We start from the raw sequence: 20408 nt of genomic DNA on the forward strand, positions 1-20408 counted from the left end.
GGAGCGGCTGTGCATCAATGCATGTCCGGAGCACAATGTGACGACAAAATTCGATGAACTGCTGGGCCGGTTCCACGCATACCTTGCGTCCGTGGATCACGCCTTGGTGCGCGAAGCCGTGGCGCGCATTGGCTGGGGCATGCCGGCCCGCACGCTGGAGCCACATCCGCTTGCCTGCCTGCGCCATCTTGATCGCGCCGCCGAACTGGCGCCGTCGGATGCCAAGCCGCTGGTGCAACTGCTTGCCGAGCGTCGGAATGATTTCCGCTGGGGGCAGACCTACAGCGAGGCGGATTTCGGAAAAGAGTTCATCGACAATTACGGCTGGCTGGAAGTGTTCGGCAACCGAGGCCACTTCGCCAATGACGCGGTCGCCGCCGGCGTGCTGATCCTTGGGCCTGATATCGTCTATCCCGACCACCATCACATTGCCGAGGAAATCTACATTCCGCTGACCGGCGGTACCGAATGGCGCATGGGCGAGAGCGGCTTTTGCATGCGCACGGCCGGCGAGGTCGTCCACCACGCGTCCAACGTCAATCACGCCATGCGCACCGGCAAGGACCCATTGCTGGCGCTCTACATCTGGCGCGGCGGGCCGCTGGCGCAGAAATCCGATATTACCGGAACCGTGGCGCAGGGCAGGGGCTGATGGCCAAAGCGATCATGCTGCAAGGCACGGGTTCGGATGTCGGCAAGACGGTGCTGGTCGCCGGCCTCTGCCGGGCGGCAAAAAAGCGTGGGCTGAAGGTGCGGCCATTCAAGCCGCAGAACATGTCGAACAACGCCGCCGTCGCCGACATTCCGGGCGACAACAATCATGGCGGCGGCGAGATCGGCCGCGCGCAATGGCTGCAGGCGATCGCTTGCGGTGTTGCGCCATCGGTTCACATGAACCCGGTGCTGCTCAAGCCGCAGACCGATGTCGGCGCGCAGGTCATCGTGCAGGGCAAAATGTTCGGCGAAGCGCGGGCGCGCGACTACCAGGCGATGAAGGGCCGGCTGATGGATGCCGTGCTGGACTCCTGGGGCAAGGTCGGCGAGGGCGCCGATCTGGTCATCGTAGAGGGCGCCGGTTCGCCGGCCGAGATCAACCTGCGCAGCCGCGACATCGCCAATATGGGCTTTGCCACGCGCGCCGACGTGCCCGTGGTGCTGGTCGGCGACATCGATCGCGGCGGCGTCATCGCTTCGGTCGTCGGCACGCATCTGATCCTGCCGGAAGAGGACCGGCGCATGATCGTCGGCTACCTCATCAACAAGTTTCGCGGCGACGTTTCGCTGTTCGACGACGGTCTGAAGTCGATCGAGACATTCACGGGATGGCGCTGTTTCGGTGTCGTGCCGTGGCTGAAGGCGGCGGCACGCCTGCCTTCGGAAGATTCGGTGGTGCTGGAACGGCTGGCATCCGGCGAAGCGCGCGCGCTGAAGGTGGCGGTGCCGATGCTTGGCCGCATCGCCAATTTCGACGATCTCGACCCGCTCAAGGCCGAACCGCAGGTCGAGGTGGTGTTCGTGCCGCCGGGAAGGCCGCTGCCGGCCGATGCCGGACTGGTGGTCATTCCGGGCTCCAAGTCGACCATCGGCGATCTCCTGAAATTCCGCGAGAACGGCTGGGATCGCGACTTGCTGGCCCATCGCAAGCGCGGCGGCCATGTCGTCGGCATTTGCGGTGGTTTCCAGATGCTCGGCCGTGCTGTCCGCGATCCCGACGGCGTCGAGGGCAGCGTCACCGAAGCCGAAGGGCTAGGCCTGCTCGACGTCGAAACGGTGATGGAACCGGAAAAGACGGTGCGCAATATCAGCGCCCGTTCGGTGCAATTCGACCTGCCGCTCGAAGGCTACGAAATCCATCTCGGCCGCACCACCGGACCGGATACGCTGCGGCCGTCGGCAATCATCAATGGCATCGAGGATGGGGCGGTGTCGGCCGACGGCAAGGTGTTGGGTACTTATATGCATGGCCTGTTTGGCGCCGATGGCTTTCGCGCTGCCTACCTTGCGAGCCTTGGCGTCAGCGGCGGCGGCGTCGATTATCGCGCCGAGGTCGAGAAAGCGCTGGACGAGATCGCGGCCGAGCTGGAGACTAATCTCGACTGTGACGCGATTTTTGGGTTGGCTCGATAGATCCCCGTTGGCGAACCACCTTGGCAATTAGCGATAAACGCCGATCACGTCGTCATCCACGGGCGGAGCAAGGAGCGTAGCGACGCGGCGCAGACCCGAGGATCCATGCCGCAACTTCGAAGCGTTGCTTCGGTGCAGAATTCTGCACCGCTGCACTCTACGACTGAGGTCGCGGCATGGATCCTAGGGTCTCCGCGACGGAGCTTCGCTCCTGCTTCGCCCTAGGATGACGAAGTTGAGGACGCCTCGGTCAATCCCCAGCCAGCAGCGCAATAACTCAGGCCTTCTCGCCAGCCTTCGGCCAGTAGGTGCCAAACGACCAGACATTGCCTTCCGGGTCGCGGCAGATGAACTCGCGGCTGCCATAGTCGCGGTTGGTCAATTCCTGGATGATTGTGGCGCCGGCCTTCTTGGCCTTGGCATAGGCGGCATCGGCATCATCGACTGCAATGTAGATCGACTTGCCGCCGCCTGAGCCGGGCTCGCCGACCATCTTGCCGTAGTCGTCGTCGCGCACCGTGCCCAGCATGATCATTGAGGAGCCGAAGACCAGTTCGGCATGGTGCACGACATCGCCTTCGCCATAGCGGGCCCGGACGCTGAAGCCGAAAGCTTCGCCCAGCCAGTCGATCATTCTTGCCGCGTTCTTGTAGCGCAAAGCGGGATAGAGGCGGGGCGTTTCAGTGGTGGTTGGCATGGGAACCTCCTTCATTTGGGTTGGTCGACAACCCACCCTGCTCAAAGGCCGTTCCGGCGTCTTGAAGAAATGTTACCTGACAGAGAGCGCGGTCGGCGTTTCGCCGGCGAGGTCGCGAAACTCGCGCACCAGATGCGCCTGGTCGGCATAGCCGCAATCGGCGGCGATATCCGCCCAGTCGGCTGCCGGCTGTCTCGACAGGCCGAGCGCCCGGTTGAAGCGGACGATGCGCGACAGCGTCTTGGGGCCGATGCCGATGGCGTTGGAAAAACTGCCGGCGAGATGTTTGCGGCTCCAGCCCAGTCTTTCGGCGATCGATGCAATGCGGGTCCGGCCGCCGGATGTGATGATGCGGTCATAGGCCCAGGCGATTTCGAGCGGCGTTTCCGCGGCGTTCTCGAGACGGGCGGTGACGAAGGCTTCGGCCACGTCGAAACGCGTGGCCCAGTCCGGCGCGTTGCCAAGCCGTTCACGCAGCGCCATGCCTTGCGCGCCAAGCACGTCGTCGAGGGCGACCATGCTGTCAGCCAGCTCGCTCATCGGCAGGCGGAAGAAACGGCGTGCGCCAAGCGGCGTGAAGTTGACCTGGACGCAGCAGGCGCCGCCGAAGGATTCGATCACCACCGGTCCGGCATAGAGACCGGCGGCGAAACTGGCGAAGCGGTCATTGTCGCCGGGCGCCTTGCCGAGGCCGATGGCGAAGGGTTCGGCGAAGCTGATGACCAGCGGTACGGTGAGCGACGCGTATTCGACGTTGCGCATATGGCCGGGCGCCATTTCGCGATAGCCGCAAATGTCTGACACAATGCCCTCAAGTCGAGGGTCGGGCAGGCGCCGGCGCATCTCGAACCGCCCGGCGACGGATCGGTCCTGCTCTTGCTGGGGTTGCATATCGACGGGCATTGGCCATCCTTGCGCCAAGTCAAATCTAGCAGACTCGAGGCCGGAATCAAAAGCGCCCGGCTTTTGGCCGGGCGCTCCTCGTCCCCACTTCAAGGGAAATGGTCAGGCGCCGCGCATCAAGCAGCCGCCGGCAAGCACGATGAAAGCAATAAGTACGATCCACACCGATGCGAGTGGAATGAATGCAAGAACGCCAAGCGCGGCGAGGACGCCGATGATGGCGATAACAACGGAGATGATAAAAACGATCTGGGTAGGTGCGCTAAGATTCATGTCTGCCTCTCCAACATGATTCGAACAGCGGCATTCTATCAGGGCGCGTGATCACACACCAATCAAGGCGCGCAGTGGGTTCGCCGGGTCGGCCAGCAGCTTCACAGCAAGCGCCAGGCACACGATTACCAGCAGCGGCTTGATCAGTTTCGCGCCGATGCGCATGGCCAGGCTGGCGCCGACGCGGGCGCCGAGGAACTGGGCAACGCCCATCATCAGGCCGATCTTCCAGTAGACGACGCCGAAGGCCGCGAAGACGATGAAGCCGCCGATGTTGGAGGCGAAGTTGAGCAGCTTGGTATGCGCCGTCGCCTTGAGCACGCCATAGCCGGCGAGCGCCACGAAGGCCAGCATGTAGAAGGAGCCTGCGCCCGGTCCAAACAGGCCATCGTAGAAGCCGATGGCGGGCACAAGGATCAGTCCGAACAGGAAGGGCGACAGCCGCTCGGCGCGGTCGATGTCGTTCATGTTGGGCTTAAACGCGAAGTAGAGCGCGATGGCGATCAGCACGATAGGCAGGGCAGCACGCAGAATGTCACCCGGCACGATCGTTGCCAGCAAGGCGCCGATGGCGCTTCCGACAAGGGCCAGAAGCGCCGACGGCAATTGCCGGCGCAGATCGACATGACCCTTCGATGCGTAGTGGATGGTCGCCGAGCCCGAGCCGAACATGCCTTGCAGTTTGTTGGTGGCGAGCGCCTGGACCGGTGTGAAGCCGGCAAGCAGCAGCGCCGGCACCGTGATCAGCCCGCCACCGCCGGCGATCGAATCGACAAAACCCGCGGCAAAGGCGGCGAAGGCGAGCATGGCGACGGTCTGGATGCTAAGGTCGATCATCTGATGTATGGGGGTATCCGGCCGGCTGAAATATCGGGCGTTCGACCACGGCCACCCTGTTTGCGCAAGGTCGATTCCGCGCTACCTCTATCCAAGCGCATCGCGCTTGGATTTGTATTTGTGTGGTTAACCCGGAAAGAGGCTCCTGATGGCATTCGCATTGCTGGACCAGATACGTCAAATATTCGACGGCGACCCGGGTGTGCGCAAGGTGGCGGACGATCCGGTCCTGTCGGCGGAACTGCTGATGTTGTTTCGCATGATCCTGGCCGACGGGTCTGTCAGCGAGAGCGAGATGGTTGCCTTCCGGCGCATCTGCAAGGACGCCTTCGGCATTGCGGAAAGCAGTATCGACAGCGTCATCGAATATCTCAACGAGTTCGGCTACGAGACCAATGGTTCGCAGGCGATCGCACTGTTCCGCGACCTCGATGTCGAGCGGCGCCGGCAATTGGCCAAACATATGGCGGAGATTGCCAAGGCGAATTCGCAACTGGCCGAGAGCGAGATACGCCTGCTGCGCCGCACGCTCGACCTGCTCGATATCAGCCCGGTCGATGTGGTGAAGCCGCAGGAGTGATTGGGCCGCCTTCTCTCCTGATCAGCCTTGCTCTCGCAGCCGCTTCGCGATTGCCCGGTGCAAGTCAGGGGCGGCGGTGACAAGCGCCTTGGCAGCCTCGGATTGCGGGTGGTCGAGCACCTCGCTCGTCTTGCCGCGCTCGACAACCTTGCCGTCATGCATGACCAGCACCTCGTCCGTGATGGCGCGCGCGACGGTCAGGTCGTGGGTGATGAAGAGGTAGGCGATGCCGAGCTTCTGGTTGAGTTCGGCGAACAGATCGAGGATCTGGGCGCGGATCGAGACATCGAGCGCCGAGACCGGCTCGTCGGCGACGACCAGCTTGGGGCGGGTGATGATGGCGCGGGCGATCGACAGGCGCTGGCGCTGGCCGCCGGAAAATTCGTGCGGGTATTTGTCCATGTCGCTGATGCCGAGACCGACTTCGTGCAGCGCATGCGCCACCATCTCGCGGCGTTCGGCGCGCGTCGGCTTTTTCTCCAGCACATGCAGGGGTTCGGCGATCAGTTTTTCGACTTTCTGGCGCGGGTCGAAGGAACCGTAGGGATCCTGGAAGACGACCTGCATGTTACGTCGCGCCGGCTTCAGCTCGGCTTCGCTCTTGCCGGTGACGGTCTCGCCTCGGAACCGGATCGTGCCCGAGCTTGGCTGGTCCAGCGCCAGGATCATGCGGGCGAGCGTTGACTTGCCGCAACCGGAGCGGCCGACCAGCGCCACTGACTGACCCGGCGCCATCGACAGGGAGACATCGTCGACGGCTCGGATACCAGGCGCGCGTTTGAACAATGAGGTGCGTCGGCCGGGATAGTCGCGGGTCACGCTTTCGACCTGAAGCAAAGGTTGGCCCGTCTCGATGTCATGCGGCCTGGCGCGCGCCGGCACATGCATCGAGGCCTGCGCCAGCTGGCGCGTATAGGGATGGAGCTGTTCGGACAGCGTGCGCGCCGTGTCGCCGGCTTCCATCACCTCGCCGCCGCGCAGGATGGTGATGCGGTCGGCCATCTCGGTGACCACGGCGAGGTCATGCGAGATCAGGAGCAGGCCCATGCGGCTTTCGGCGACGAGGTCGCGCAAGAGGTCGAGGATCTGCGCCTGCAGCACCACGTCGAGCGCCGTCGTCGGCTCGTCGGCGATCAGCAGCTTCGGCTTCAGCGCGCAGGCGATGGCGATGACGACGCGCTGGCGCTGGCCGCCGGACAGTTCATGCGGAAAGCGCGACATCGGGAATTTCGCCGAGGGCAAGCCGACACGGTCGAGCATTTTTCGCGCCCGGTCTTCGGCCTCGGCGCGGCTGGCCTTGGTGTGCCAGCGTATGCCTTCGGCAACCTGTTCGCCGATGGTCTTGACCGGGTTGAGCGCCGTCATCGGCTCCTGGAAGACCATGCCGATGTCGTCGCCGCGCAGCGCGCACATCTGGTCCTCGGTTGCTGCCAGGATGTCGATGCCGTCGAATGTGACATGTCCGGTGGCGCGCGCGGCATGGGGCAGAAGCTGCATCACCGTCAGCGCGGTCATCGATTTGCCCGAACCGGATTCGCCGACCAGCCCCATTACCTCACCGGGCGCGACGGAAAGCTCCATACCCCTGAGGATCTGCGTGTCGCCGATAGTCAGCGACAGGTTCTCAATGTCGAGCAGGCTCATCGCTGCCGCCGCGATTTCGGATCGAGGATGTCGGCAATGCCGTCGCCCAGCAGGTTCAGTCCCAGCACGGCGACGACGATCGCCATGCCCGGAAAGATCGCCATCCATGGCGCCACCACCATGCGGGTCTGCGCGTCGAACAGCATGCGGCCCCAGCTCGGCATCGGCGGCTGGGCACCCAGGCCCAGATAGGAAAGCCCGGCCTCGGCCAGGATGCCCAGCGCGAACTGGATGGTGCCCTGCACCAGGAGCAGCGTGGCGATGTTGGGCAGCACATGTTCGATTGTGATCTGCGTGCTGCTCTTGCCGGCGGCGCGCGCGGCCAGAATGAACTCGCGCGGCCAGATCGCCAGCGCGCCGGCGCGGGCGACACGGGCAAAGACCGGAATGTTGAAGATGCCGATGGCGATGATGGCGTTGATCGCGCCCGGCCCGAAGATGGCGGTGATCATGATCGCCGACAGCAAAGCCGGGAAGGCGAAGACGAGATCGTTCAGCCGCATCAGTGCCTCGTCGACGAGGCCGCCGCGTGCCGCGGCAAAGGCGCCGAGCGGCACGCCGACCCCCATGCCGATGCCAACCGCGACCAGCGCCACGGCAATCGAATTGCGGGCGCCGACCATGACCATCGACAGGATGTCGCGGCCGAAATGATCGGTGCCGAACCAGTGCGTCAGAGAGGGGGCTTGCGTCTTGTCCGATATCACCAGTTTGGTGACGTCGTAGGGCGTCCACGCATAGGAGACGATTGCCATTGCCAGGATCAGCAGGGTGATGACGAAACCGGCCACGAAGGCGGTGTTCCTGAATGCCTTGGCCAGGATGCTGCCGAACGTCTCCTCTGGGATGTCGATGTGCAGTGTCATTGCCGGCTTCTCAGGCGCGGATCGACAACCGCATAGGAAAGATCGACGAGAAGGTTGACGGCGATGACGGCGGCGACCAGCAGCATGACGACGCTTTCGACGACGATCAGATCGCGCTGGGTGATCGCCTGGAATACCAGCCGGCCGAGGCCGGGCAGATAGAAAACATTCTCGATGATGATGGTGCCGGCAAGCAGGAAGGCGAATTGCAGGCCCAGAATGGTCAGGACCGGGATCATGGCGTTGCGCAGTGCATGCCGCCACAAGACTGCGCGATAGGGCAGGCCCTTGGCGCGGGCGGTGCGGATGTAGTCTTCGCTCAGCACCTCGATCAGCGCCGAGCGGGTGACGCGCGCCAGGATCGCGGCTTGCGGCAAGGCAAGTGCGACCGCCGGCAGCAGCAGCGATTTCAGGGCTGGCCAGACGCCGGCACTCCAGCCGGGAAACCCACCGGCCGGGACCAGCCGCAGCCAGACGGCGAACACATAGATCAGCATCAGCGCGAACCAGAAATTGGGCACGGCGACGCCAAGCTGTGCGGCACCCATCGAAATCGTATCACCGGCGCGTCCACGCCGGCTGGCGGAAAACAGGCCAACGGGAATCGCGATGATGGTGGAGAGCGCAAGTGCAATCAGCGCCAGCGGCAGCGAGACGGCAAGCCGCTCGCTCACCAGGTCGATGACCGGCACCGAATAGGTGTAGGAACGGCCGAAATCGAGGCTGAGCAGGCCGCCGGCCCAGTGCAGATAGCGCAAGGCCAGTGGCGCGTTGAGGCCCATCTGGTTGCGGAGAAGTTCGATCTGGTCGGCGCTTGCGTTCATGCCCAGCATCAGCCGTGCCGGATCGCCGGGCAGGATCTCCAGCACGGCGAACACCACCATGGAAGCCAGCAGCAGCGTGGCGATGGCGACGGCGATGCGTTTTAGGAGATAGGCCGTCATGGAAGCGGAGGCACTGTTATTTTGTCCACCGGGCAAAGGTTGCGTTCCCGCACACCCCCCTCTGTCCTGCCGGACATCTCCCCCGCAAGGGGGGAGATTGTGCTCTCATCGAGGCTTTCGCCAATCGTTGACGGTGCGCAGACCAAGAAGGTTGCAAAGGGTGCACCATCGGCCAAACTGCCGATCTCCCCCCTTGCGGGGGAGATGCCCGGCAGGGCAGAGGGGGGTGTGACGGAGCGCAAGTTCCGCCAGGCAGCCTGAGTCTTCAATCCGACCACTTCACCTTGGTCAAATCATTGGCCTGGATCGGCGCGTTTTCCCACAGCCCTTGCAGCTTGGCGTCCCAGACTCCGACCTTCGGCAATTCGTAGAGGAAGCCGACCACGGCATCGTCGGCCAGGATCTTCTGTGCCTGCCCCAGCAATTCCTTGCGCTTGGCTTCGTCGGAGGTGACACCGAGGTCGGCAATCACCTTGTCGAAGGCTGGATTGTCGTAGTTGAAATAATAGTCTTTGCGCGAATAGATATCGATGTCGTTGGGCTCGGTGTGGGAGACGATGGTCAGGTCGTAATCCTTCTTGGTGAACACCTGATCCAGCCACTGTGCCCATTCGACCGGAATGATTTCCAGATCGATGCCGACGTCGCGAAGTTGTGAAGCGATGATCTCGCCGCCGAGCCGCGCATAGGCGGGCGGCGGCAGTTTCAGCGTCGCCTTGAAGCCGTTCTCGAGGCCTGCCTCCTTCAGCAGTTCCTTGGCCTTGGCGACATCATGCGGGTAGCGGCCGGTGAGGTCGACATAGTCCTTGTTGGCCGGCGACATATGCGAGCCGATCGGCTGCCCGAGGCCGGCCGAGGCGCCGTCGATGATCGCCTTGCGGTCGAGCGCGTAGGAGATCGCCTGTCTTACCTGCAGCTTGTCGAAAGGCGGCTTCTTGTTGTTGATCGACAGGATGGTCTCACCCTCGGTCGCGCCGATCACAACCTTGAAGCGCGGGTCGTCCTTGACCTGGGCGACGCTGTCGGCATCGAAGAACGGGAAAGCCTGGATGTCGCCCGAGAGCAGCGCCGGCACATAGGCGGCTGCATCCGGCACGATGCGGAACTCGGCCTTGTCGAGGGACGCCGGCGTACCCCAGTAGTTATCCGATTTGACCAAGGTGATCGACGATCCCTTGGCCCAGCTCTGGAACTTGAACGGGCCGGTGCCGATCGGTTTCTCCTTGTTGGTATCGGCAGATTCCGGCGCCACGATTACCGCGTCGCCCCAGCCCATATTGTAGAGGAACGAGCCCTGCGGGTTTTTCAGCGTGACCTTGACGGTTGCCGGGTCGACCACGTCGACTTTGTCGATGGCGGCGAACAGGCCCTTTTGTGCGTTGACGGAATTTTCGGCGCGGGCTCGATCGAGCGAGAATTTCACGTCGCTGGCGTCGAAGTCGGTGCCGTCATGGAATTTCACGCCGGTGTGCAGCTTGAAGGTGTAGACCTTTCCATCATCGGAAATGGTCCAGCTTTCGGCCAGATCCGGCAGCACCTCGCCATTCGGCCCGATGCGTGTCAGCCCCTCGAACACATTGGCGTAGAGAACCTCGTCGATTGCCGCGGCGGCACCTGCGGTTGGGTCGAGATGCGGGGGTTCGAGCGGAATGCCGATGACCAGGTCGGTTCGCGCGGCAAACGCGGAGGTGCCGGCGGCCAGCGACAGCACCGCGGCCGCCAGAATGGTTTTCCACAATTTCATCGTGCAACTCCCCATGCGTTCAGACACGTGCTCGAACCCGGGCGATAGAAGCGTGATTTCGCCACGGAGTAAATTGCGTTTCGTTCTGCCCGTTGGCGGGGCCGGGAATGTTTTTGTCCTGGCGACCGCATCGGCAGGTCGAAGCTTGTCGCGGTGCGCACCTTATTCCGCGGCTGTGCCGCGCAGCAGCACGTTGAGCCCTATTGCCATCACCTTGGCCGATTCCACCATGTCCGATATGCCGACCCATTCGTCCGGCCGGTGGGCGAGGTCGAGAATGCCCGGGCCATAGGCGATGCAATCATAGATGTGGCCGATGCGGGCAATGTGCTTCTGGTCGTAGGTGCCCGGCGAAATGACGTAGTCGGGTTCGCGGTCGAAGATCGCCATGATACCTTGCGCTACCGCCTTGACCACCGGCGCGTCGCGCTCGGTCATCAGTGGCAGCACTTCCATCAGGTCGCGTATTTCGTAGTCGAATTTTTTCCGTTCACGCTTCAACCGCTCAAGAATGCCGGTCACTTCACCTTTGACGGTGTCGAGATCTTCCTCGAGCAGGAAACGGCGGTCGATGGTCAGCCGGCAGGAGTCGGGCACGTTGGGCGAGGGCAGGCCGGGCCGGAAATCCTCGGTCTGGCCGCCATGGATCGAATTGATGTTCATGGTCGAGCGTTTTGCCCCTTCGGGCACGACCGGCATGCGCGTCATCTTGCGGTCAAGCGCAGGGAACAGCTCGTCCTCGAAAGCCCTCAGCACGGCGCCCATGTGGCGCACCGCATTGTCGCCGAGAAACGGCATCGAGCCGTGCGCGATCTCGCCCTTGGTCTCGATCTCCGCCCACCAGACACCGCGATGACCGAGACAGATGCGGTCCTTGTTGAGCGGCTCGGGAATGATGACGTGGTCGACCCTGGGTTTTGAGAAATAGCCGAGGCTGGCCAGATGGGCGACGCCGCCGAAGCCGCCGGACTCCTCGTCGACGGTACCGGATATTTCGATGGCGCCGGGAAAGTCGGGGAAGACTTCCAGGAAGGCTTCGGCTGCGATGATCGAGGCGGCCAGTCCCCCCTTCATGTCGCAGGCGCCGCGGCCGTAGACCTTGCCGTCTTTGACGATGCCGGCAAAAGGATCGACGGTCCAGCCGTCGCCAGCTTCGACCACGTCGATGTGCGAGTTGAAGTGGACGCAGGCGCCTGACGATCTTCCGTCGAAACGGGCAACGACATTGACGCGCGGGTAGCGGTCGGTGTCGCCGGGCGTGCCTTCGGCGCGGATGAATTCGGTCTCGAAACCGCTCTTCTTCAGCCGCGCGCCGAGATATTCGGCACATGGCCGATAGGCCTCGCCGGGTGGATTGATGGTCGGAAAACGGATCAGCTCAGTGGTCAGCGCGACGACATCGTCGCGCCTGTCATCGATTGCCCGGAGGAGTCGCTCGTTCATGCCCAGAGTTGAGCAGCGATCTCAGCGGTTTTGCAAGCCCGTTGGTGATCGAGCCTGGGCGGCGTGTCGTTGCGGCAACTATTGCGGGAAATCGTTCAAATTCGCTGCTTTGGATTGGCGAATTGGTCAAGGTGTGTGTGTTAGCCCGTTCATCTGCCATTAAAAAAATGAAAGACAATTTGAGGGCAGACAGGTTAGGGGCAATCAAAGGGGTTTGATCGCATGAAAAAGACAGTTCTCATGGCAGCCGTGTTTGTTGCGATGCTGTTCGGTGCTTCGGGGCAGGGCTGGGCAGCCAGCCTCGTTGCAAATATTGACGTGTCGTCGCAGACGATGACCGTCAGATATGGCGCGTCGGTTTACCGGTGGAGCGTCTCCACCGCGCGCAAAGGCTACATTACCCCGCGCGGCAGCTATCGGCCGCAACGGACGGCGCGGATGTGGTATTCGCGCAAATACGACATGTCGCCGATGCCTCATTCCGTGTTCTTCCGCGGCGGCTATGCGATTCACGGCACCGGCGCGGTGAGGCAGCTCGGGCGCCCGGCATCGCATGGCTGTGTGCGCTTGCACCCGACCAACGCCGCCGCCTTCTATGCGATGGTTCGGCAAGCCGGCTTCGGCAATACGCGGATTGTCGTGACGAACTGAAGAGATTCAGGTTCGCTGTTGTCGGCTGGCGCAGGGCTAACACCCTCGCCAGCAGTTCTGTTTAAGCGTTTGGGACCGCTTTTGCCTGCGAGGGCCGCTTTCGACGCCCGCCGCTGATCTCCCACCTTTTGTGGAACCACATCCACTGGCCGGGATCTTCTCGCACCCAGCGTTCGACGACATCGTTGAGACGCTGGGTGGTGGCGTGGACATCGACGCTGCCGTCAGCGGTGCGCGGCAATGTCAGCTTGTCCTCGATTTCGAGCCGGAAGCGGTTGCCTGGCAGCCTGATGCAGCGCGCCGGATAGACGTCGCAGTCATAGTGACGGGCAAGGGTGGCCAGCACCCGATTGCTCTGGCACGGACGGCCGAAGAACGTCGTATCCAGTCCATTGGAGAATTTCTGGTCGACAAGGATGCCGATGTTGCCGCCGTTCTCCAGGACCCCGGCCAAGGCGAATGAAGCACCGGCCATCGATGGCAGCAACGAGCCCATGGTCGAGCGGCGCGTCGAGAGGATGTAGTCGGCAAGATAAGGATTGTTGGGCGGCCGAAACAGCGCCGTGATGTTCATGCCGAAGGTCGCCGCCGCCACCGGCAGCAATTCGAAATTGCCGAGATGGCCGGTAAAGACGATGTGCGGCTTCTGTTCGCCAGCGATTTCGACGAAGTGGTCCGCTCCTTTGACCTCGATGCGGGCGGGCTTGATGGCCGTGGGGTCATAGTCGAAGAGGGCGTCGAGAAAGATGTATTCCGCGGCAAGACGGGCCATGTTGCCCCACATGTCGGAGGCGATCGCCTGGATCTCGGCTTCGCTCTTTTCCGGATAGGCCTTGCGCAGATTGTCGACGGCAACCTGATGGCGTCCCACCCGGGGGCCGACTAGGCGTGCGACGCGGTCGGCGAAATTCAGCGCACTGTCGGCCGGCAGCAGACGCAGGACCGAGATGATCATCATCGCCGCCCGCGCCACCAGCCAGTAATTGAGCTGGCGCAGTTGCCTGCCGTAACGAAATTTTAGATCCCGGCGGAACTTCTTGAACACAGAGGTCAAGGCTCTAGCCGACGCGCAGGATGATCTTGCCGAACACGTCGCGGCCTTCCATGCGCTTCAGCGCGGCATCTATACCGTCGAAGTCGACTTCGGTGTCGATGACAGGTGCGACCTGTCCCGCCGCCATTTTCTGCATGGCGTTTGCCATGTTCTCCATGCGGCAGCCAAAGGAGCCAAGCAGTTTCAATTGCTGCTGGAACAGCTGCATGAGGTTGATCTGCGTCGACACGCCGGAAGTCGAACCGCAGGTCACCAGGCGGCCGCCACGCTTCAGGCACAACATCGAGGCGGCAAAAGTGTCGGCGCCGACATGTTCGAAGACGACATCGACGCCCTTCTTCTTGGTCAGCTTGCGCACGACGCCCTCGAAACGGTCGTCGCGGTAGTTGATGACATGGTCGGCGCCGAGCGCCTTGGCCTTGTCGATCTTGTCGTTGGAGCCGACCGTGGTGATGATGGTGCAGCCCATCCGCCTGGCCAGCTGGATGGCCGCCGAGCCGATGCCGGATCCGCCGGCATGGATAAGGATCGTCTCGCCGGGCTGTAGCCTGGCGTTGTCGAATAGCATGTGCTCGACCGTGCCGAAGGTGACGGGCGCGACCGCCGCGCCGATGTCGGTCACGCCGGGCGGGGCAGGGACCAGCAGGCGAGCCGGCAGGTTGATCTTCTCTTGCGCGAAACCGTCGAGATGGAAACCGTGCACACCCGAAACATGTTCACAGAGGTTGTCGCGGCCTTCGCGGCAGGCTCGGCAGAGGCCGCAGGTGCGCGCGCCGTAGATCGATACCAATTGTCCGGGCAGCAGGCTGGAAACGCCGGGGCCTACCGCCTCGACCTCGCCGGAGGCTTCGGCGCCGACGACCAGAGGCAGCTTGCGCTTGGCGAAGGCCATGCCGCGCCAGCCCCAGACGTCGATATGGTTCAGCGCCACCGCCTTGATGCGCAGCGTGACTTCGCCAAGTGCCGGCGGTGAGGGGGGCGGCAGGTCCACCGTTTCAAGACGGCGGTCCTCGATAAGTTGCAATGCGCGCATTGGGCCTGTCGGTTTCGGTCTGGCTGAAAAAGGTCGCTTAGACCGGTTCCCGCGCCATGACAAGGCAAGTGTTCTGGCCGCCGAAGCCGAAGGAGTTCGACAGAACGGTGCGAACCTCGGCATTGCGCTTCTTGTTCGGCACCACGTCGAGCACGATCGCGGGGTCGGGTTTGTCATAGTTGATGGTCGGCGGAATGACGCTTTCGCGCATCGTCATCAGCGAGAACGCCGCCTCGACGGCGCCCGCCGCCGACAGCGTGTGGCCGATCATCGATTTGTTCGACGAGACCGGCATCGAGCCGATCCGCTCGCCGAACACGGTCGACAGCGACAGATGCTCCATCTTGTCGTTTTCGGGCGTCGAAGTGCCGTGAGCGTTCACGTAGTCGATCTCGTCTTCGCTCAAGCCGGCATCGGCAAGCACAGCACGGACCGCCGCGATCGCCGGCGAAGCGTCCGGCTTCGAGCGGGTGCGGTGGAAATCGTCCGCCTTTTCGCCGCAGCCGCGCAGGATGCCAAGAATCGTGGCGCCGCGCGCCATCGCGGCTTCCAGCGATTCCAGCACGAGAGCGCCGGAGCCCTCGGCCAGCACAAAGCCGTCGCGCTCCTTGGAGAAGGGTTTTGACGCCTTTTCGGGAATGTCGTTGTGGGTCGACAGCGCCGACAGCAGCGAGAAGCGGATCAGCGCCTCGGCGGTTGCCGAACCGTCGGCGCCGATCGACAGCGCCCGGTCGCATTCGCCGCGGCGGATCGCCTCGACACCGAGCTGGATGGCGGTGGCGCCGGAAGCGCAAGCGGTCGACAGCGTGATCGGCAGCCCGCGTGTGCCGAAACGGTCGGCAAGCCGGTCGGCGATCGAGCCGAACTGCGTGGTCTCGAAAATGTCTAGTTCCTTCAATCCGCGCGCCACCCGCAGCAGCCGTTCGCCGCCGGAGTCCAGTTTGTTGGAATTGTAGAGCGCGAAGCGGTCGTGCCAGTCGAGTTCGACCGGCGGTGAAGCGAGGAAGAGAGGACCACCGAAATCACCGGAATCGAGGCCGGATTCGGCCACGGCCTCACGCGCGGCGGTTTCCGCCAGTTCATAGGTGAGGTGGCTGGAGCCCTTCGAGCTCGATGGCAGGAAGTCGACCATGCCGGAGATGCGGGTGTTGAGATGATCGACCGGAAAACGGGTGATCGGGTGGATGCCCGACTTGCCCGAGGTCAGCGCCGCCCAATTGTCGGCCTTGCCGACGCCAAGCGAGGTCACCACGCCGATGCCGGTGACGGCAACGATCGGCCTGCCCATATGATCGTTCAAATTGGCCATGCGGTAGCCCTCGATCGTCTATCGTTGCGGCATGGATCGTGGACCACCGCCTCAGGCGGCGTTGACGAGCGCCATGCCCTCGAATTGGTGATAGCCGATCGCCGTTGCAAGGACGGTTGCGGGAACCCCTTCGAACGGCTTCTCGGCTGCGGCATCAAAAACGGGGTAGGCGGCCTTGCGATCGACGGCCAGCGCCGCCAGTGCCACGGCGAAGGGAAACTGTGCTTCCTTCATGTGCCCGGTCAGCGTCGAGAAGCCGCGCGCGGCAATCGCCGGATTGGCGTCGAGCGCTGCTTTCTCGGCGATGGTTGCCATATGGGCGCCTGACGCGCCCGACAGGGCCAGTAATTTGCCGTTCGGCATTGCAGCCTGCTTGAGCAGTGCGGCGATCTCGGTGTCGAGTTCTCCCCGTGGGCGCCTGGCGCGGCCGGAGACGACCGGCCCAAGCTCGGCATAAATCTTTCGTCCGCGGCTTGTCGCGTGTTCGCGCTGCTCCAGCACCAAGAAGGCACCGCCGGATCCAGTCACGACGCCGCCGCCCTCAGCCCCCTGTCTTTGCCAGACCGGCTTCCACGGGCCGCGATGCAAATAGCCGGCGAGTTCATAGCCGAGCAGCATGTCGGAATGTTCGGTCTGGAAGGCACCGCCGACCAGGATGTGCGTCGACTGGCCGGAGCGGATGCGCGCGGCTGCCGTCTCGACGGCGGCGACACCGGCACCTTCCTCACCCATGAAGGTTCTGGATGAGCCCGTCACCTTGTGGACGATGGAGATGTTGCCGGCGAGCAGATTGGAAAGCTGGGCCAGGAACAGTGTCGGCCGCAATTCGGTGGTCAATTTCTCGTTGAGCAGCACATCGCGGTCGTTGCGGCTTTCCGAAGCGGCGAGAATGGCGGCATCGACCGCCTCGTCGCGTTCGCCGCCGCCTGCGGCCACAACCATGTCCATGGTCGTGCAGAGTTCGTCATTGCCCTTGATGCCGGCGTCGTCCAGCGCCAGGCCTGCGGCATAGGTGCCGAGCCTCTGCCAGGTTTCCATCTGGCGCTGATCGCCGCGTTTGGCGATCTGCAGGTTCCAGTCGATCTCCGGCAATGGATGGACGGTATAGGGTGCAAAGCGCGCCGCTTCGAGCACCGGTTCCAGGCCCGGCTGCGCGAGCTTCTGCCAATGGGCGTCCGGACCTTCCCCCAGCGAGGAGACAAGGCCGATACCAGTGATGACGACGTCGCGGGGGCTGCTCATGAGCGGCTTTGTGGGTCAGGCGGCAGGGCGCGTCAAGATCACGCGCTCAACCGAAGTCAGGCGGTCTTGGCGGCAACCAGTGCGTCGATCTTGGCGCACAGGTTCTTCATGACGAAGTAATCGTCGGTCGAAGCCTTGCCGTCATTGACTTCCTGGGTCCATTTTTCCAGCGGCACCTTGATGCCGAATTCCTTGTCGATGGCGAAGACGATGTCGAGGAAATCGAGGCTGTCGATGCCGAGATCGTCGATCGTGTGGCTCTCGGGCGTGATGGTTTCGATATCGATCTCGCTGGTGTCGGCAATGATCTTGGCGACTTTGTCGAACGTGGTGGACAAGGGCTTTTCCTTCGGTTGCGGGCGGAATCTGTCCGCATCTTGTTTGGGCGCTGTCTAATCGGTTTTTCCCGGCAGGAAAAGGGCTGATACGCCGGGCGCAGATGGGTAGGGTGTCTGGAAAACGCAAGAAGGCCACCGGTTTACCCGGCGGCCCTTCTTGTTGACGCTACGTCAGCCTTTGTTTCGAGGCATGCCGTTTTCCCAAACCGGAACCACTTTGGGCGACATGCATCAGCTGTCGCGGAGCTTGACCAGATCGTTCAGCAGCCCGCCCGTTCCGTTGTGGACGGTCAGCCGCTCGACCTTGCCGGCGATGGTTTCCAGAGCCTCAAGCTCCTTCAACCGCAGCATCACCGGGTTTTCCGCCATCACCCTGGCCGTGTTGAGGAGGGAACGCGTCGCGTTCGTCTCCTCGCGGCGACGGATGATGTTGGCCTCGGCCTGCTTTTCGGCCGACACCACCTGGTTGAGGATCTCGCGCATCTCGCCCGGCAGGATGACATCCTTGAGGGCGATATCGCTGACCTCCACCCCGATCTCGGCCATATCAGCGCGGACCTTGCCAGCGGCTTCTTCGTCGATCGTCACCTTCTTTTCAAGGATCTGATCGAGTGTCAGCGCGCCAAGGGTCTTGCGGAAGGCGTACTGCAGGGCGCGGTAAAGGGCTTCGGAGAAGTCCTTCACCATGCTCACCGCCTTGACAGGATCGACGACCCGGTATTCGGCTGCGATGTTGACGCGGATCGTCACGCGATCCTTGGTCAGCACTTCCTGCCCGGCAACGTCGAGCGACTGGCGCTTGAGGTCGACGACCTTGATCTGCACCATGCGTCCGACGTTCCAGAAGCCATGCACGCCCGCCGTCAGCGTCCTGACCAGGACACCGTCGATGAACAGCAGTCCGGCCTGACCGTCGACGACCGGGTGGACGGACATCAATTCCGCCTTCCGGGCCTGGCCGAGCCGGCGCATGACCGCCGCATCGATGGCGAGATCGACCGATGTGTCGATCAGCGTCACCTTCCACGGACCGGCATCCGTCCACAGCACGAGCTTGCGGTCCGGCGCCAGAACGGCGTGCAGATTGCCGTCACGCTCGATGATGGCGACATCCGTGGGCCCGGTGCGAACGACGGTGAAATGACGCGCGGCCACATCCGGGAGCTTGTCGAACAACGCCTTCTCGTATGCCGAAACGAATTCCGGGTTCTTCAGATCGTGCCGGGACACTTCAAGGCTGCCGCGCCGGTTGGCGAGCCAATGTTCGCCCGGCAGCAGGACAGTCTTGATCTCACCCTTGTGGAGGGTGAGGGCACGTTCGTTTTCCTTTACGAGGACGCGCTCGCGTCCAAGAACCTTGTCGAGAATTGTCATTGTTTCACTCCTGTCGGGCATGGCCCCATGCGAGGCGTCAAGTCATGCGTCGATCGTTCCTTTCGTTTCTCGTTTCACATCGTCGTCTTGCGTCATCGTCCGGGCACGAATGATCCGGGGACTGGTGGCATCAATCCGTGGCGGGCCTTCGGGAGCGGATCGCGGGGCAGCGAAGCGGGCGCCGGAGGCCGAGCTTCCTTTGCCGGCGACACTGCGCCTTGATCGTCACCGCGGGCCTGGCCGCGAGCCGATGGCGAAAGACGCTTGGGATGATCCGCGCCCGAGGGCTTGGGCCATCCGTTCAGTCTTTCGCATTCCAGTCCCCTGACCGTTTTTCGGATGGCTTTTCAGGCCAATGGAGAAGGAATCGAACCTTCGACAGTCAGATTAACAATCTGATGCTCTAACCAAACTGAGCTATCCGTGGTGCAGATGAAGGGAATTGAACCCCCGACCTCCGGACCCAAATCCGGCGCTCTCCCGCTGAGCTACATCCGCGATCCCAATCCCCAAAGCGGCGCCGTATACAGGGCGGCAAAGCCGCCTGCACGGGCGGAGGCGAAAGCTCCAACCGTTGTGCTCGCTTCGGTTCTCGTGACCGGGAGCGCGCCTATAGCCCCTGCGACGGGTTGTCGCAAGCGGCATTGTCGTGGCGGATTTGCGGCTTCTTGCGGCGGTGGCATTTCGGCAACACCGCTTTCGACGTCAGCGATCGCGCGCAGGGAGCTCAGAAGGTGACGCGGCCGAGCACGCGCAGGCTATCGCCCTGCGGCTCCACGACCACGGCCTCGCCTTCGCGCGGCGAGATGCCGGTCAGCGCCACGATGTCTTCCAGATGGGTGACCATGACCAGATTGTCGGAGCCGGAATAGGCGCGGATTTCTTTCAGGATCGCCGCGATCTGCGCGGCTTTCTGCGCCTCGTCGCCCTTCAGGAGGTCGAGCGGAGCAAACAGCTCCGGCTCGGCCTCGAAGGCGATGCGGGCAGTATCGAGGCAGCGGCAATAGCGGCTGGACAACACGCGCTCGATCGGTGCCGCACGGGCGGCAAACAGAGCGCCGATCTTGCTCGCCTGTTGCTTGCCACGGGCCGACAGGTTCATCTGGGTGGCGCAACTGTCGATGTCGAAATTGGCCGGGTCGGTGGTGCCGGTGACCATGGCATGGCGCAGCAGCACGACATGTCCGCCATCGCGCAGCAGCGCCCAGCCTGCATCCGTGGCGTGGGCCACGCCGGGAATAAGAAACAGGAACAACGCCAAGGCAAATCGAATCATCCGCTATCCTTCTCCGGTTCCCGGCAATGGGTTCCGGTGACGGGACATATAGGGACGGTAAAGCCAGCCGAAA

At 63.0% G+C, this 20408-nt stretch carries 20 protein-coding genes and 2 tRNA genes; 4 read left to right on the forward strand and 18 right to left on the reverse strand.

The genetic code is table 11. The features are described 5' to 3' along the window. Positions 1–37: 37 nt before the first annotated feature. Positions 38–652, forward strand: a complete 615-nt coding sequence (locus tag NKJ37_RS09110; protein ID WP_023812278.1) for a dimethylsulfonioproprionate lyase family protein — start codon at positions 38–40, stop codon at positions 650–652. Continuing rightward, positions 652–2127, forward strand: a complete 1476-nt coding sequence (locus tag NKJ37_RS09115; RefSeq protein WP_023812277.1) for a cobyric acid synthase — start codon at positions 652–654, stop codon at positions 2125–2127. The genes NKJ37_RS09110 and NKJ37_RS09115 overlap by 1 nt, the downstream gene beginning before the upstream one ends. 277 nt (positions 2128–2404) lie before the next feature. On the opposite strand, the gene NKJ37_RS09120 is transcribed toward NKJ37_RS09115, so the two are convergent. The 4 genes from NKJ37_RS09120 to NKJ37_RS09135 form a co-directional block, all read right to left on the reverse strand. Then, positions 2405–2824 carry a VOC family protein gene (locus tag NKJ37_RS09120; RefSeq protein WP_023812276.1) on the reverse strand — a complete coding sequence of 140 codons (420 nt, stop codon included), beginning with the start codon at positions 2822–2824 and terminating at the stop codon, positions 2405–2407. A gap of 72 nt (positions 2825–2896) precedes the next feature. Continuing rightward, a complete protein-coding gene (locus NKJ37_RS09125) occupies positions 2897–3727 on the reverse strand; it encodes a helix-turn-helix transcriptional regulator (protein WP_023812275.1) in 831 nt (276 codons plus the stop codon). A 102-nt stretch (positions 3728–3829) separates the two neighbouring features. Then, positions 3830–4000, reverse strand: coding sequence for a hypothetical protein (locus NKJ37_RS09130; RefSeq protein ID WP_023812274.1), 171 nt, complete (start codon positions 3998–4000; stop codon positions 3830–3832). Positions 4001–4051: 51 nt separating this feature from the next. Further along, entirely contained in the window at positions 4052–4837 is a 786-nt protein-coding gene (locus NKJ37_RS09135; RefSeq protein ID WP_023812273.1) for a TSUP family transporter, read from the reverse strand. A gap of 148 nt (positions 4838–4985) precedes the next feature. Here NKJ37_RS09135 and NKJ37_RS09140 point away from each other — a divergent pair, with 148 nt between their 5' ends. Next, positions 4986–5417 carry a TerB family tellurite resistance protein gene (locus NKJ37_RS09140; protein WP_023812272.1) on the forward strand — a complete coding sequence of 144 codons (432 nt, stop codon included), beginning with the start codon at positions 4986–4988 and terminating at the stop codon, positions 5415–5417. Between the two features lie 21 nt (positions 5418–5438). Here the strand turns inward: NKJ37_RS09140 and NKJ37_RS09145 are convergent, their stop codons facing one another. The 5 genes from NKJ37_RS09145 to NKJ37_RS09165 form a co-directional block, all read right to left on the reverse strand. Beyond that, a complete protein-coding gene (locus tag NKJ37_RS09145; RefSeq protein WP_352773727.1) occupies positions 5439–7061 on the reverse strand; it encodes an ABC transporter ATP-binding protein in 1623 nt (540 codons plus the stop codon). Next, positions 7058–7927, reverse strand: coding sequence for an ABC transporter permease (locus tag NKJ37_RS09150; RefSeq protein WP_023812270.1), 870 nt, complete (start codon positions 7925–7927; stop codon positions 7058–7060). The genes NKJ37_RS09145 and NKJ37_RS09150 overlap by 4 nt, the downstream gene beginning before the upstream one ends. Continuing rightward, positions 7924–8871, reverse strand: a complete 948-nt coding sequence (locus NKJ37_RS09155; RefSeq protein WP_023812269.1) for an ABC transporter permease — start codon at positions 8869–8871, stop codon at positions 7924–7926. The genes NKJ37_RS09150 and NKJ37_RS09155 overlap by 4 nt, the downstream gene beginning before the upstream one ends. A gap of 265 nt (positions 8872–9136) precedes the next feature. Further along, positions 9137–10615 (reverse strand): ABC transporter substrate-binding protein, encoded by a 1479-nt coding sequence (locus NKJ37_RS09160; RefSeq protein ID WP_352629373.1) that lies wholly within the window; start codon positions 10613–10615, stop codon positions 9137–9139. Positions 10616–10777: 162 nt separating this feature from the next. Continuing rightward, entirely contained in the window at positions 10778–12058 is a 1281-nt protein-coding gene (locus NKJ37_RS09165) for an acetylornithine deacetylase/succinyl-diaminopimelate desuccinylase family protein (RefSeq protein WP_352773729.1), read from the reverse strand. A gap of 222 nt (positions 12059–12280) precedes the next feature. Between NKJ37_RS09165 and NKJ37_RS09170 the strand changes: the two genes are divergently transcribed. Further along, positions 12281–12709, forward strand: a complete 429-nt coding sequence (locus NKJ37_RS09170; protein ID WP_023812266.1) for a L,D-transpeptidase — start codon at positions 12281–12283, stop codon at positions 12707–12709. Positions 12710–12770: 61 nt separating this feature from the next. On the opposite strand, the gene NKJ37_RS09175 is transcribed toward NKJ37_RS09170, so the two are convergent. From NKJ37_RS09175 to NKJ37_RS09215, 9 genes are all read right to left on the reverse strand, one after another. After that, a complete protein-coding gene (locus NKJ37_RS09175) occupies positions 12771–13754 on the reverse strand; it encodes a lipid A biosynthesis lauroyl acyltransferase (RefSeq protein WP_352552543.1) in 984 nt (327 codons plus the stop codon). Between the two features lie 13 nt (positions 13755–13767). After that, on the reverse strand, positions 13768–14796 hold the full coding sequence (locus NKJ37_RS09180; RefSeq protein ID WP_352773731.1) for a zinc-binding dehydrogenase: 1029 nt from the start codon (positions 14794–14796) through the stop codon (positions 13768–13770). 37 nt (positions 14797–14833) lie between these two features. Further along, complete coding sequence (locus NKJ37_RS09185; RefSeq protein ID WP_352773733.1) at positions 14834–16105, reverse strand: beta-ketoacyl-ACP synthase; 1272 nt, start codon at positions 16103–16105, stop codon at positions 14834–14836. 51 nt (positions 16106–16156) lie between these two features. Then, positions 16157–17347 (reverse strand): beta-ketoacyl-ACP synthase, encoded by a 1191-nt coding sequence (locus NKJ37_RS09190; RefSeq protein ID WP_352773735.1) that lies wholly within the window; start codon positions 17345–17347, stop codon positions 16157–16159. 56 nt (positions 17348–17403) lie between these two features. After that, positions 17404–17685 carry an acyl carrier protein gene (locus NKJ37_RS09195; RefSeq protein ID WP_006203389.1) on the reverse strand — a complete coding sequence of 94 codons (282 nt, stop codon included), beginning with the start codon at positions 17683–17685 and terminating at the stop codon, positions 17404–17406. A gap of 231 nt (positions 17686–17916) precedes the next feature. Continuing rightward, entirely contained in the window at positions 17917–19059 is a 1143-nt protein-coding gene (locus tag NKJ37_RS09200; RefSeq protein ID WP_352773736.1) for a slipin family protein, read from the reverse strand. Between the two features lie 352 nt (positions 19060–19411). Next, positions 19412–19481 (reverse strand) — tRNA-Asn (locus NKJ37_RS09205). Between the two features lie 2 nt (positions 19482–19483). Continuing rightward, positions 19484–19557 (reverse strand) — tRNA-OTHER (locus NKJ37_RS09210). Positions 19558–19786: 229 nt separating this feature from the next. After that, on the reverse strand, positions 19787–20335 hold the full coding sequence (locus NKJ37_RS09215) for a histidine phosphatase family protein (protein ID WP_023812259.1): 549 nt from the start codon (positions 20333–20335) through the stop codon (positions 19787–19789). Positions 20336–20408 lie beyond the last annotated feature (73 nt).

The sequence above is a fragment of the Mesorhizobium sp. M0140 genome, from assembly GCF_040322475.1.
Lineage (GTDB): Bacteria > Pseudomonadota > Alphaproteobacteria > Rhizobiales > Rhizobiaceae > Mesorhizobium.